The sequence below is a fragment of the Enterococcus sp. 4E1_DIV0656 genome (genome assembly GCF_002140695.1).
In the GTDB taxonomy this organism is placed as follows: Bacteria; Bacillota; Bacilli; order Lactobacillales; family Enterococcaceae; genus Enterococcus_D; species Enterococcus_D entomosocium.
The window spans coordinates 1,517,007-1,530,935 of sequence record NZ_NGLF01000001.1 but is presented as its reverse complement, the minus strand read 5'-3'; the positions used below and the strand labels follow the sequence as shown (position 1 = coordinate 1,530,935).

15 protein-coding genes are annotated in these 13,929 nt (G+C 44.6%); 1 reads left to right on the top strand and 14 read right to left on the bottom strand.

The genetic code is table 11. The features are described from left to right. Positions 1-7: 7 nt before the first annotated feature. From sufU to A5882_RS07210, 14 genes are all read right to left on the bottom strand, one after another. Positions 8-502 carry a Fe-S cluster assembly sulfur transfer protein SufU gene (sufU, locus tag A5882_RS07275; RefSeq protein WP_005232105.1) on the bottom strand — a complete coding sequence of 165 codons (495 nt, stop codon included), beginning with the start codon at positions 500-502 and terminating at the stop codon, positions 8-10. Continuing rightward, positions 480-1,724: a cysteine desulfurase gene (locus A5882_RS07270; RefSeq protein ID WP_086372598.1), complete on the bottom strand. Its 1,245-nt coding sequence runs from the start codon at positions 1,722-1,724 to the stop codon at positions 480-482. Before A5882_RS07270 ends, sufU begins: the two co-directional genes overlap by 23 nt. Continuing rightward, the gene (gene sufD, locus A5882_RS07265; protein ID WP_016619703.1) at positions 1,721-3,025 is read right to left on the bottom strand and encodes a Fe-S cluster assembly protein SufD; all 1,305 of its coding nucleotides are present in this window, start codon (positions 3,023-3,025) and stop codon (positions 1,721-1,723) included. Before sufD ends, A5882_RS07270 begins: the two co-directional genes overlap by 4 nt. Before the next feature lie 13 nt (positions 3,026-3,038). After that, positions 3,039-3,812 carry a Fe-S cluster assembly ATPase SufC gene (sufC, locus tag A5882_RS07260; RefSeq protein ID WP_005227367.1) on the bottom strand — a complete coding sequence of 258 codons (774 nt, stop codon included), beginning with the start codon at positions 3,810-3,812 and terminating at the stop codon, positions 3,039-3,041. Positions 3,813-4,117: 305 nt separating this feature from the next. Next, on the bottom strand, positions 4,118-4,468 hold the full coding sequence (locus A5882_RS07255; RefSeq protein WP_086372597.1) for a type II toxin-antitoxin system PemK/MazF family toxin: 351 nt from the start codon (positions 4,466-4,468) through the stop codon (positions 4,118-4,120). Continuing rightward, on the bottom strand, positions 4,461-4,703 hold the full coding sequence (locus tag A5882_RS07250) for a type II toxin-antitoxin system PemI/MazE family antitoxin (protein WP_016611354.1): 243 nt from the start codon (positions 4,701-4,703) through the stop codon (positions 4,461-4,463). The genes A5882_RS07255 and A5882_RS07250 overlap by 8 nt, the downstream gene beginning before the upstream one ends. A gap of 168 nt (positions 4,704-4,871) precedes the next feature. Continuing rightward, positions 4,872-5,414, bottom strand: a complete 543-nt coding sequence (locus tag A5882_RS07245) for a GNAT family N-acetyltransferase (RefSeq protein WP_086372596.1) — start codon at positions 5,412-5,414, stop codon at positions 4,872-4,874. 62 nt (positions 5,415-5,476) lie between these two features. After that, positions 5,477-6,133 carry a DUF624 domain-containing protein gene (locus tag A5882_RS07240; RefSeq protein WP_086372595.1) on the bottom strand — a complete coding sequence of 219 codons (657 nt, stop codon included), beginning with the start codon at positions 6,131-6,133 and terminating at the stop codon, positions 5,477-5,479. Positions 6,134-6,144: 11 nt separating this feature from the next. Continuing rightward, entirely contained in the window at positions 6,145-7,017 is an 873-nt protein-coding gene (locus A5882_RS07235) for a carbohydrate ABC transporter permease (RefSeq protein WP_086332981.1), read from the bottom strand. A gap of 13 nt (positions 7,018-7,030) precedes the next feature. Beyond that, the gene (locus A5882_RS07230; RefSeq protein WP_005232126.1) at positions 7,031-7,933 is read right to left on the bottom strand and encodes a carbohydrate ABC transporter permease; all 903 of its coding nucleotides are present in this window, start codon (positions 7,931-7,933) and stop codon (positions 7,031-7,033) included. Between the two features lie 86 nt (positions 7,934-8,019). Next, positions 8,020-9,291, bottom strand: a complete 1,272-nt coding sequence (locus tag A5882_RS07225; RefSeq protein WP_086299068.1) for a sugar ABC transporter substrate-binding protein — start codon at positions 9,289-9,291, stop codon at positions 8,020-8,022. Between the two features lie 45 nt (positions 9,292-9,336). Then, positions 9,337-10,488, bottom strand: coding sequence for a glycoside hydrolase family 88 protein (locus tag A5882_RS07220; RefSeq protein WP_005232129.1), 1,152 nt, complete (start codon positions 10,486-10,488; stop codon positions 9,337-9,339). After that, a complete protein-coding gene (locus tag A5882_RS07215; protein WP_086372594.1) occupies positions 10,472-12,313 on the bottom strand; it encodes a DUF2264 domain-containing protein in 1,842 nt (613 codons plus the stop codon). Before A5882_RS07215 ends, A5882_RS07220 begins: the two co-directional genes overlap by 17 nt. Further along, positions 12,276-12,698: a hypothetical protein gene (locus tag A5882_RS07210; RefSeq protein ID WP_005232135.1), complete on the bottom strand. Its 423-nt coding sequence runs from the start codon at positions 12,696-12,698 to the stop codon at positions 12,276-12,278. Before A5882_RS07210 ends, A5882_RS07215 begins: the two co-directional genes overlap by 38 nt. A gap of 177 nt (positions 12,699-12,875) precedes the next feature. Here A5882_RS07210 and A5882_RS07205 point away from each other — a divergent pair, with 177 nt between their 5' ends. Beyond that, complete coding sequence (locus A5882_RS07205) at positions 12,876-13,919, top strand: LacI family DNA-binding transcriptional regulator (protein WP_005232137.1); 1,044 nt, start codon at positions 12,876-12,878, stop codon at positions 13,917-13,919. The last annotated feature ends 10 nt before the right edge of the window (positions 13,920-13,929 follow it).

The window sequence follows — 13,929 nt, the reverse complement described above, 5'->3', positions numbered from 1 at the left end:
CGGTTGTCTATTCGCTGGTTTCTTCAGTGTCAGATTCATTGGCGTGGCTGTGACTGACAGATGCTTGTGTACTGTCAGCAGCAATGGCTTTTTCTAATGCTTTCCAAGCTAAGGTCGCACACTTGATGCGTGCAGGAAACTTCGCCACACCCCCAAGCATGGAAGCATCGCCTAAACGATCGCTTTGGGGAATGTCGTTTCCTTGGACGAGCTCAGAAAACAAGCCTGATAGCTCACCAGCTTCTGCTAGTGTCTTACCGATAATCGCATCCCCCATCATGGATGCACTGGCGGTACTGATGGAACAGCCTTCGCCAGTAAACGCGATGTCTTTGATGGTGTCTCCTTCGACAGCGAGCTCCAAGTGGATCACGTCGCCGCAGGTAGGGTTATTCAATTCGACTTTGTACGTTGAATCATCCAAGGTGCCCCGATGATGTGGGTGGCTAGAATGATCCAGAATGACTTGTCGATACAAATTATCTAATTTCGTTAGTGCCATGTTGGAAAAACTCCTTCGTCAGCTTGATGGCGTCAACCAGTCGATCGGCGTCCTCTCTTGTATTATACAGGTAAAAGCTGGCCCGTGCAGTCGCTGGGACTTGCAAATAGGTCAAGAGGGGTTGGGCACAATGATGACCTGCCCGTACTGCAATGCCTTCCATGTCTAAAGCGGTAGCAACATCATGAGAATGGATGCCTGCTAGATTAAAGGCGATCACTCCCGTGCGTTTTGCTGCTTCTTGGGGACCATAGATGGTCAAACCTTCAATGGCTTGCAGTTTGGGCAAAACGTAGGCAGCTAAGTATGCTTCATGGGCGTGGATGTTTTCTAAGCCGATTTCTGTTAAGTAATCCACCGCTGCACCTAAGCCGATCGCGCCGGCAATATTTGGTGTGCCCGCTTCAAATTTCCACGGCAGTTCTTTCCACGTGCTTTCTTGCAGATGGACAAAATCGATCATTTCACCGCCAAATTCGACGGGCTCCATTTGATCCAGCCATTGCCGTTTGCCGTATAAGACACCGATGCCAGTTGGTCCGCACATTTTATGGCCAGAAAAGGCATAGAAATCACAATCCAGTGCTTGGACATCAACTGCCATATGTGGAACAGCCTGAGCACCATCCACCACCATGACGGCTTGGTGCTGATGCGCCAATTTGGTTAGCTCTGCAATCGGATTGATCACGCCTAAAACATTGGAAACGTGCGCGATCGAAACGATGGCGGTTTTGTCTGTGATCTGTTTCTTGGCATCTTCCATGTCCAAGGTGCCTTCTGGTGTCAACTGGATATATTTCAAGGTAGCTTTTTTCCGAGCAGCTAATTGTTGCCAAGGGATGATATTGGAGTGATGTTCCATATAAGAAATCACGATTTCATCGCCTTCATTGACAAAACGGTCGCCGTAGCTGCGGGAGACCCAATTTAAACCAGTGGTCGTCCCTCGAGTAAACAGCACTTCCGCCGTCTCACTCGCATGGATAAAACGGCGAACCTTTTCTCGTGCGCCTTCATAGGAATGGGTCGCCCGTTCTGCGAGGGTATGAACCCCACGATGAACGTTGGCATTGTCTTGATAGTAATAATCGGTGATTGCCTGCAGCACTGCCTCTGGTTTTTGCGTAGTGGCGGCATTGTCGAGGTAGATCAATGGTTCGTCATTTACGAGCTGATCCAAGATGGGAAACGCTTGTTTCACTTTTTGGGCATCGATCATGCGAGCAACTTCCCTTCGATAACGGCAACCAATTCTTGTTGCACTTCTTTGACTGGGATCGCGGTCAAAACGGATCCTAAGAAACCACGAATCACCAAACGTTCCGCTTCTTCTTTGCGCAACCCACGACTCATCAAGTAGTACATTTCTTCTGGATCGACCCGTCCCACACTGGCTGCGTGTCCGGCTGTTACTTCGTGCTCATCGATCAAAAGGATTGGGTTAGCATCGCCACGGGCTTGGTCTGAAAGCATTAGGACACGGCTTTCTTGTTGCGCGTCCGCTCCTTTGGCTCCTTTTAAAATGTGTCCGATACCGTTAAAGGTTAAGACGCCGCGTTCTCTGATAACGCCGTGTTGCAGGATATGACCAATGGAATGCGGTGCTTTATTGGTGACGCGGGTATCGATCCCTTGTGTTTGACGCCCAGCACTGATTGCGACCGCTTTGACTTCCGAATGCGCGCCTTCGCCTACAAGATCAGAATCAAAGTCTGCCACGACGTCGCCGTCATTCATGACTCCGATCGCCCAATCTACCATCGCATCTCGTAATACGTAGCCGCGACGATTCATATACGTAGTAATGTTGACACCTAACTGATCAATCGCAGAGAATTTGACCTTCGCACCTGCTTTGGCGATCACTTCCACTACGATATTGCCAGACAGTTTTTTCGCTTGGTCGCCTTTGGTTTGGAAACGTTCCAAGTAGCTAAACTCACTGTGCTCATCAGCAACGATCAAAATGTGTTTGAAGAAATGCGCTTGGCTATTGCCATTGTGGTAGAAAATCGCTTCAAGGGGTTCTTCGATCACCACGTTTTTTGGTACATACAAGAACATGCCGCTATTCATAAACGCCGCATGTGCTGCGGTCATTTTGTCTTCATCCATTGGCACTGCTTTGGTCATGTAGTATTGATTGACCAACTCTGGTACTTCTTTCATTGCTGTAAACAAGTCGGTAAAGATCACGCCTTTGTCGATCAACTCTTGCGGTAATTGCTCAAAGATGGTGGTGTCATCGAACTGAACGAGGGTCGGATGGTTATCCATCGCGTCAAAGGCGGGAACTGCGCCTGCCACTTCTTCTTCTGACAAAGCGTACTCACCAGCAAGTGCTTGTTCGTCGATATTGAACAATGGCCAACGCTCGTAACGCACCCGCTCGATTTTTGGAAACGCAAGTTCATCCACTTTCGCAAGGGCTGCTTGGCGTAATTCCAACATCCATTCAGGCTCTTCTTTTAACGCTGAAAAAACGTTGACTTGTTCAAGATAATCCTGTAATTTTGCCATTTACCTTGCCTCCTTACGCTTCTTCTTCTTTGTAGTCGATCCCTAACTCTTTACTGATCCCAGCATAGCCTTCTGCTTCTAGGCGTTTGGCTAAATCTGCCGAACCGGTCATCACGACACGGCCTTCCATCATGATATGAACCACGTCTGGTGTGATGTAGTTTAACAGACGTTGGTAATGGGTGATGATCAAAGCGCCAAAGCCTTCGCCGCGCATTTCATTGACGCCTTTTGCTACGACTTTCAAGGCATCAATATCTAGACCAGAGTCGATCTCATCCAAAATCGCAAAGGTTGGCTCTAGCATCAACAATTGTAAGATTTCATTTCGTTTCTTTTCTCCACCAGAGAAGCCTTCATTCAAATAGCGTTCCGCCATTTCTTCTGGCATATTCAATAAATCCATTTTTTCATCTAATTTTTTCAAGAAATCCATGACGGAGATTTTGTCGTCTTCGTCACGTTTGGCATTGATCGCTGCCCGCATAAATTCCGCATTGGTGATGCCTGGAATTTCACTTGGGTATTGCATCGCCAAGAACAGACCTAAACGAGCCCGTTCATCCACTTCCATTTCCAAGACATTTTCGCCGTCGAACAAAATTTCCCCTTCTGTCACTTCATAATTCGGGTTACCCATGATGGCAGCGGACAAGGTTGATTTCCCTGTACCGTTTGGTCCCATGATCGCATGGATCTCTCCAGTTTTTAACACTAAGTCAACGCCTTTTAAGATCTTTTTATCTTCGATTTGGACGTGTAGATTTTTAATTTCTAAAACTGACATTTCTTTCCCTCCAGTATCTTTTCTTTCTCACTATTTTAGACTAATTGAGAATGAACTTCAAACGCTATTCCCGACTTTTTTAAAATATTTCTAATCTGTACATTGGAATTATTATAAAGTATTACATAGAGATAGTACATGGTTATTGTTCAGAAAGTCGACTATTTTTGAAATTTTACTTTTATCTTTCCACTATCTTCTTTTCTCTATTGTTGAAACCTTGTATTCTTAGGAAATCAAAGTGAAGGGCCCTCACTCGTTTTTTGTGAGGGTCCTTCACTTTTTCCATCCTGCTGTTTTTTTAACTATAATGGAAAATTAAAGTTCATCATAAAATGCTGTGCAACACTAATCAGTTCTTTTTTTGATAGTTTCCCTAAAATTTCAATCTTTCTACCGTCACGCTCGGAATAATCTAGCGTATAAACTTGCTTTGTATTTACTTTACTCCCAGGTTTCAATTTATCGTGTTGAATATCGACAAAGTAAGGACGCTTCCGATCTGTACTCGTTATTGGACAAACAATGATCAAATTTGAGGTGTAACTGTACTCATCCCTGCTGATGACTAAAGCAGGCCTGCGCTTTTTGATTTCACTCCTTTTCGAGGGATCAAAATCAATAAATACAAGAGTCCCTTGTTCGAGCCTATTCATCAAGCTGCCTGCCTTCAACAATAAAATCAGCAGCTAGCATATCTTCTTCATCAACAAATTCTTTCTCTTTCGCAGCTAAAAAATAATCATCGATCTTAGGAATCAAGGAAATCGTACCATCGTTTTCTTTGCTGATAAAGTAGGTCTTACCAGCAGGAATCTCAAACTTACTTGCTAGCGTGACCATTACCGCATTTCCTTGCTTTCTTGTTTTCACTGTATCCAAAACAATCACCTTTCCTTCATAACATGTATAGTCTATTTTACCACGTAATTACTGTAATTACAAAATACAGCTAGGAGATCAGCCCCTTTTTTACTAGGTACTTTACTATACGCAAAATGCATCTGATAAATCATCAACAACGAAAGAGGAAACGAAAAAATTTCGCATCCCCTACCTTCACTTCTGCTGTGCCCATTCTTCTCGCAAGATGCCATACTTGATGGAATCATAATAGGTGCCTTCCCAGAAACGGACTTTGCGGATCTGGGCTTCTTTGGTCATCCCTAGCTTTTCTCCTAGTTTCATCATGCGGTGATTGCCGGACCATGTGGTATAACCGACACGCTGGATATGAGGCTGTGATTCAAACAACTCATTGATCCACTGACGAATTGCTTGTCTGCCAATCCCTTGATTCCAAAGGGAAGCATCATAGATGGCTATCCCGAATTCCAACCACTGCTGCAAGGTATTGTCTTCCCAGTAAGCGGTCGCGATCCCCGCGATTCTTCTTTGATAGCTGATCGCTTTACGTAACGGGTTGTCGATACAGCTAACGCCAAACCCCGTTCGAAATTCTTCCCACGTCAACACGGGGTCTTGGAAATACGGTCCGTCCCATTTTTTCCATTCTAAATCTGCCTTTGGTCCATAGCTGATCGACCAAAGTTCAGCAATCATTTCTTCAGTAATCGGTTGAAGTGTGACTGTTTCTGCCATCTTCATCCCCCCCCTTTTCTCCTAAAAAAAGTCGTCTCCTTTATTCGTAGACGACTTTCTTTCTATTTTATCTGAAATTTCCGTAAATTTAAATAAAGGAGTCCGAAAAAAAGGACTGGAAAAAGAGTAAAGCCAAATTGCGGCTTCAAAATCAAGGCGACAAAAACGGCAACAAACAAAAAGGTTGCTAACAAACTAACAGGCCATTTTTTCAAAGTGAAGAAAAGTGCGGTACGCAGGACATCTTTCTTAGCGGCTTTTGGATTACGCACTTGGAAGTACCACGCGTTGATACTAAGAGCTATGGAAAGCATCCCTAACAAAAGAAAGAACGGAACGAACCATTTGCCACTTTCAAATTGAACCGCAAACAGAATATCCACGATCGCAATGACACTTCCCAGCCAGCCGATGAGCCAATAGAGAAACCCGCGCACGGCAAAGGTTCGTAAAAAGTAGCAGAAATCTTTTACAGGATCGATGTCTTTGTGTTCTGCAAAGCGATCGATCGCAGCCAGGAGGCTGATCATGCTTGGCCCAATCAGCAAGAGTGCCAATGCAAACCAAAGGAGGTTTCTAGGATCGACTGCCAAGAACATTGCCGTGAGGGTGTAGGGTGTGTTCACGACCCAAAAACTGATATTCAGGGCAAAGCCAATATATAGCCAGCGGAAGATCCGCATGTAAAGATTGTTTTCAAAGGTAGGTTTGGTAAACATGATTGATCACCTCAATTTTTCATTCCCGAAGTAGCGATTCCTTCTACGAAGTATTTTTGCATTGCTAAAAAGACGATCGCTACTGGCAAAATGGAGACCACAGATGCTGCCATGATCAGGGCGTACTCGGCATCATATAAGCCGACAAACATTTTCAACCCTAACTGAATGGTTTTGTTTTCGGTTGAGGAGAGGTAGATAAATGGTCCCATATAATCGTTCCATGTATTGACGAAGGTGATGATGGTCAGACTCGCTAAAGCGGGCTTCGTCAGTGGTAGAATGATTTTTCGATAGATCCCCCACTCACTCAAGCCATCGATCCGCGCACTTTCACACAGTGAATCAGGAATACTACTATAGTATTGTTTCAACAAAAAGACGCCAAAGGCACTGAAAGCTTGTAAGAGGACCAAAGACCAAAGCGTGTCTGTCAGCCCAAACTGGCGCATCATGATGAACTGAGGAATCATATAGGATTGCCAAGGAATCGCAATCGTACCGATGTATGTCAGAAACAACAGGTCGCGTCCTTTGAAATGCATCTTTGAAAACCCATAGGCCGCAAAGCTAGAGGTAAACAATTGGACCAAGGTAATGATGATGCTCAAAAATGCTGTATTCTTGAAAAAAGTCAGCAAAGGTATGCGATCCCAGATCACCGTATAGTTTTCTGGGTGCCAACTTTTTGGAATCCATTGGATCGGTACGCTAAAAACATCGTTATTGGTCTTAAAAGAAGCAGAGATCATCCAAAGAAACGGGATCAGTGTCACTAACGCGAGAAATGTTAATAAGAGAATCAAGGAGACACTGCCGATCGACAGCTTGGCTTTTTGTTTTGGTTTGGCTTGAACATTCTTTTTACTCAGTGTATTTTCCATCTGTACTCCCTCCTTACACCCGTTCTTGTCTTTGGTTCCACTTAAACTGGATCACCGTGATGCCCAAAACGATCACAAACAAGACCATGGCGATCGCAGACGCGTAACCAAAATTAAATTTCACAAACGCTTCGTTGTAAATTTGATACACCAAGACATTGGTGGCTCGACCGGGTCCGCCGGCAGTCATGACTTGGACCAAATCGAAGATCTTGAAACAGTTTATGACCAGCATGATCGAAACAAAGAAGGTCGTTGGTCGTAAGGACGGCAACGTCACGTTGCGAAACTGCTGCCACTTGTTGGCCCCATCGATCGAAGCCGCTTCATACAATTCCTTTGGCACACTTTGTAGCCCTGCCAAGTATAAGATCATGTAATACCCCATGCCACGCCAGACGCTGACTATGATGATCGCCGTCAAAGCCCAATCAGAGCTGGAGGTCCAACCAGGAGGATTTTCAATAAAAAATTTCAAAAACTGATTGATTGGTCCCATCGTTGGGTGAAACAACATGTTCCACACGACAGCGATCGCAACTAACGAGGTGACATAAGGAAAGAAGAAGGCAGTACGGAAAAACTTCATTCCACGTACTTTTTTATTCAATAAAATCGCTAAGCCTAAGGAACATACTAACGTTAATGGAACGACGCCAATCGTATAGAGAAAGGTGTTCTTTAACGAGATCCAAAAGGTGTCGTCCCCTAGCATTTTGCTGAAATTTTTCATTCCCACAAATTCAGGCGAACTAAAGGAATCCCATTCCATGAAAGCCAGAATCAATGAGAACACAACTGGCACTAAGGTAAATAAGAAAAAGCCGATAAAGTTCGGTGCAATAAAAGACAGCGCGGTTAGCGTGTTTTTGCGTTTCAACTTATTGGCTGCTTTTGATTTTGAGGTTATTTCCATATTTGTCTCCTGCTGCTTGCCAGCAGGCCCCCTTTCATTAATAAAGAGAAGGAACTTTTTTGCCCAAGTCCCTTCTCTCGTTAGGACTATTCTGTTTCAGATTTCACCCTTTTTTCCATATTCGCAATGCCTTCTTTTGGTGTTTCATCCCCTACAAGGATCAAGTCATGTTCTTCTTGCAAGATTTTGTCGATCGCTGGTCCATTTTCATCGACAGGAAACTCGATCGCGACGGTTTCTGGATTGAAGGCTTTTTTCGATACTTCATCGGCGGGCATGCCTTCACGGGAGAAGTAAAGTTCATCAATGGCATCAGTCTTATATGAAGGAACGACACCGACTTCTGCTAATACTTTGGCGCCTTCTTCACCGGAACAAAAGTCTAAGAATTTTTGCGCAGCTTCTTGATGTTTTGAATTTTTATTGATGGCAAAAGCAGTCGGAGAACCAAATGTCGTTACTTCCCCTTTTTCATTTTGCGGCATTTCCGCAATGCCCCACTCGACATCTGTCTTGCCATCGTCGATATTGGTCATCAATGCACCCATATACCAAGTTCCCATGTACATCATGGCTGCTTTTTCATTTTCAAATTGTGATTGATACGTAACTTTCGTTGATTTTGCTGTCCCAAAGTCCATTTGTGCTTTATCGTCTTGCATCCGCAATGCACGATCATAATATTCTTCTAAGTAGTCGTATTGAGGGTCGATCAAGTTGGCACCATTTTGAGCAGCTGCAATCGCTTGAGTAGTAGAACGCCATGTGTGTTGATACGCACCATAAATTTGTTCGTCTGGTTTTGTTAGCTGCTTGGCAAGCTCCTCATATTCGTCCCAGGTGATGTTCGATGGGTAGTCTAAGCCTGCTTCATCGAACATTTTTTTGTTATAATATAAGACCCAAAAATCCGTCCGATACGGTTGTGCATAGGTTTTGCCTTCTACGTCATACATGTCATAGCTTTCTTGCGCTGGGGCAATATCCAATGATCCGATATGGTCGGTGAGATCCACCAATTGGTCCCGCAACGCATAATTAGAGTAAGAAAGTAAATTTTTCATGGTCAAAATATCTGTCGTATCTCCGGAAGAGAGCATGGTCGTCAGTTTGGTATCATAATCATCTGAAGCAATATCGACAGGCTCAACGGTAATGCCCGGATTCGCTTCTTCAAAGGCACGGAATAGTTTTTCGAATTCAGGTGTCGTATCGTAATTCCAAGTGGTTACGGTCAATTTGATATCGCCATCTTCAGAAGCAGCGGAATCATCTGTCGCTCCGCCTCCACAGGCTGCCAAAGCTGCGATCGTCCCAAACATCGTTGCTGCTAATAAACCTTTTTTCAAAAAGTGCATTTTCATTCCTCCATTAAACATTTTTTTAAAGGGTCGCCCCTAAAACTACCAATAGGAATACCAACTTTGTGACACCCGCATCAGCGCTTCCATGTAATAATAATCGCCCCAGATCATGCATTCATCGACCCCTTTGAGGGAATTCTTGTCATAAACCCCATGCATCAATAGTCCGTTTGATTCGGGATGGTCGATCGTTGTATAGTTTTGGGCTAACGATGCCAAGATCGCCAAGGCGTTTTCCTGATAGGCGGCTTGGTTTGGCTGCGTGATCGGTAAATGTTTCGCCAGTTCTAGCAAGCCACAGACTGCGATGGCGGCGGCCGAACTATCCCTTTCTTCCTGACTACCATCGCTAAACACTAAATCCCAATAACTGACCTTGTCCGCCGGTAATTCAGCAATAAAGTAATCCGCAAGGTCTTGAGCAGTCTTCAAGAAACTGGTATCACCGGTGTAAAGGTAACTAAGCGTAAATCCGTAGATTCCCCACGCTTGCCCTCTTGCCCAGCAGGAATCATCAGCATAGCCTTGTTGGGTATTGCCGCCGATCGCCGCTCCAGTTTCAACGTCGAAGTAATAGGTGTGGTACGTCGTGGCGTTGTCTCGCACGATGTATTTCTGGGTCTGCTTGGCATGAGCATAGGCTGCTTTTTTGTAGGATTCATCCCCGGTCATTTGGGAAGCAAAATACAATAGCGGCAAATTCATCAAGCAATCAATAATGATGCGCCCCCGTTGTTGCGGATCATCGAGATTGCCCCACGCTTGAATGATCTGGGCTTTGGGTGAGTAACGGGCCATCAATAGATCGGCGGCGGCAATCGCGAGTTTTTTCGAAGATTCCCGTCCGTTCACCCGATAGTCGGCAATCGCAGTCAAACTATACAAAAACCCGATATCATGGGTTTCTAATCCAATTCTTTGGTTCAATCGTTCTTGGAAAGAGTGCAGCTGTTTTTCGATGGTTTCATCAAATTCTGTTGATCCCGTCAGTTCTTTACTCAAAAACAACATGCCAGTCCAAAAACTCGCCGTCCAATCATGGTTGGCTTCTGGTCGATAGACAAGCTGTTCACTTGCTGCCGGTGGGACCAACGTGTCAAAGGTCTTAGTATTCTTTCTTACTTGATTAACGGTGAAGTCGATTTGCTCGGCTATCCATTGTGATAGCTGTACGTCATAGCTGGTTTCCATTTTTTCCTCCTATTCGCTCAACCTGGATCGTTTGTCCGGATTGATTGATCGTAATGTTGTCTGTTGTCACTTCGACGGTCACTGCTTGTTCTTGTTCTTGTGGAAGCAAGCCGGTGACGAGGGAAACGAACAGGTGCTTTCCCGCTTGTCGTTGAGCAGTTAGATACGGCAGCCAAGTTGCAGGATACAAGAGGTTCGTATTGGGCTCCGTTCGTAAGACATCGCTCGTTTCATAGCCAGCGATCGCCTCGATTTTCGAATAGCCGATCGATGTTCGTACCGCAGCGCTGCTTGCGGTTTTTTCAGTGATGGCAGTAGGCTCTTTCGGTGATGAAAATCCACCTTCATAGAAAGAAAGGGCGCGCTGAGAATTGATCTCGTGAATGAGAAGGTGACTGCCTATCAGTGGAATGATCGTTGTTTTTATCTTCACGTCTTCCCACGGATCCCATTCATGAATGATCCGATCAGGTAAAAGCTGATACTGGCGATCCAATCCTTTGGTGCGAAAGTAATGGTCATCTTCTGACAAAGCCAATGTGTTGTCATAATTTCCTTCATAAAACCAATAATTGCTCTTGGGCACGCTATTGCCAAACGTCGTTGAGTAGACAAATTTGCTATATTTGCTGCTGGCATGACTTTGATAGTTGATAAATTGTCCTGCAGGAAACATCAAGGCATGCGTCAAGTCTTGATTGTGTTGATAAAAGTTCTTACTGATAGGATGAGCCAGTGTTCTTTCAGCGATCGCTAATGGCGTGGGAGTGGCTTGCCAATAGGGATGCTCCTTTGGTACCGCTAACAAAAGAAAGGTTTTTAACGCCCAATAAGGCGAACCTGGTGCATTGTAACCTTCGGCAAAGATCAGATTCTGGTACGAATAGCCGACCGTCAGTATCCCTTCGGAAGTAAAAATGTCTTGCTGCATCCACTGATGCAGGTGACGACTGATCAACCCCTTGATCTCTCCCCATGGCAATGCTTCAACATCCGCAAAAACCAATGCGCTGAAGAAAGAAACTTGCGCAAAGCGATACGTCAAACTTCGACCAAAAGGAACGGCGGCACCACCTGCTGCAAACCAATGCTTGAAGGTTCCAGCAAAATCGGTGGCTCGTTGTTTGAACTTCGTTGTCCTTTCAAGATCTTCAGGGACAAATCGACAGTACAGAAGATTGTAGTAGTGGATCGCAAAAGATACATAATAATCGATTTGAGTGGCTACTCCGTCACAGTACCATCCTTCCCCTAAATAAAAGGTCTCGATCAATGCCAAGTCAGCATCGATTTTTTCTTGGGAAAAGCTGCTGCCACAACGCTTCATGGCTACATTGACGAGAACCCGAAAGAAATGCCAATTGTTTGCAGGAATTTCTCGTTGATTGACTTGGATCAGCCACGCATGGAGATCATCTTTTTGGCGTTGGGATAAAACATCCCACGTTTTTTCTTTGTTTAATAGTAAAAAGGTACTTAGCGAAGCCATTTCCACGATTCGTTGGTCGAAGTCTTCCACAACACCCCAATAATCGGGACTCTCTGGATCTGTACCCGCAATAATTCCTGAGAGATAGGTTTCCATGAATGAATCTTCTTGCTGGGTTAGATAAGGCGCGAATCCCCAAAGCGGTCGCAAGAACGCTTCAAGTTCCTGTACCTCTTTCTCATAGACAGTCCCATGGCTGCCTAAAGCCAAATGACCGGGACGACTGCTTGCAAAAGCGGGTTTGAGTTGATCCATGATCGTTTTGAAGCCGGCTGCTACATCTTCATAACTTTCAAATTTATTCTTTTTCAATTGCTGCAGCTTCTGTGATTGCATCCGCATCCTTCCTTTCAATCAATGTCGCTTTAATAAACCCATAATATTCTCCGTAGATCGTCACCACTTCTTGTAGTTTCAATTGCTGACTTTGTTCATTGAATACTTGGTACTGTCCAGCCGCTGTTTCTAAAATAAATCGATTCCCTTTCTCAATGTCTGCTGTTTTCGCATCACTCTTCACGATGGTGCCAGATAGCTTCACGAATTCATGCAACGGGACGACACCTTGCGAAAAATCTTCGTCAGAATAACAAAGCGCTCGTTCTTTTAATTGCTTTTCGCTGCTTTGAGAAAATGCTTGCGTCTGCGTTGCTTCATTTGGAGAACAAGCAGTCAACCCCATAAGTAGACCCAGGATAAATAACGAATTAATCCACTTCATTCATGCCACCCTCATTTTTAAAACGCTTTCTTCAATTCAAATCATACTTTTTTTTAGGAAAATAATCAATAGTTTTTCCTAAAAAAAGTAAAATTTTTACTTGAGGGCAAATTCTCTCTTGGTTTTTTTACTAAAAAGAAATATACTGAAGAGGAGAAGCATTGGAGGAGGGATTCTATGGCTACGATTACCGACATAGCGACCATAGCTGAGGTATCAATATCAACCGTATCACGGGTTCTGAACTACGATCCTAGTCTTTCAGTGACCGAAGAAACCAAACGAAAGATTTTCGAGGCAGCTGAAAAACTAAATTATACGAAATACAAAAACAAGCAAAAGCAGCGTGAACTACCAGTGGATGTACCAAAAAAACACAACAAATCGATCGGGATCGTTCAGTGGCGGATGGATGATGAAGAATTGGAAGACATTTACTATATGTCGATTCGTTTAGGTGTGGAAAAACGCGCCGCCGAACTGGGTTGTGATCTGTTAAAAATCTCCAACCTTGATGAGTCAGTGATCCAGTCCGTCGACGGCTTACTGGCAATCGGCAAGTTTACAGAAGAGCGGGTCAAGAAACTCCATGAGCTACACCCCAACCTCTGTGTGATTGGCAGTAACTTTCCCCTGGATGACTACGATTCTGTCAATACCGATTTTACGCAAGCAACGGAGTTGGCTCTTTCTCACTTGATGGGACTTGGTCATCAAAAAATCGCCTTTATCGGCGCCGAGGAAAGTCAAAATATGTATGGGTATCGACGGTACAAAACGCCAACGGTCAACACCTATGTCGATATGATGCAGCATTATCAGCTGTTTGATGAGGATTATTTCATCGTGAAAGAAAATAGTCGGTTGGATGTCCAAACGGGGGAAGAATTAACGGAGCAGGCTTTGGCTTTGTGGCAAGACCGCTTGCCGACTGCGATTTTGGCAGCCAATGATGCCTTTGCGATCGGGGTCATTCATACGCTAACGGCTCATGGAATCAAGATTCCTGAAGACATCAGTGTTATGGGCATCAACGATATTTCGGTGTCCCGCTATGTCTCTCCCCCCCTTTCTTCAGTCCAAGCATTTACTGAAGAGATGGGTGAAACGGGGTTAGAGCTACTCTATAACCGCATCGAAAATCCTGGGATCGCCAGACGCATCTTTTTAAGTACACAGCTGGTGATTCGTCAATCTACCGCAAAACCAAAAGAAGGCTGAGAAGCTGCGG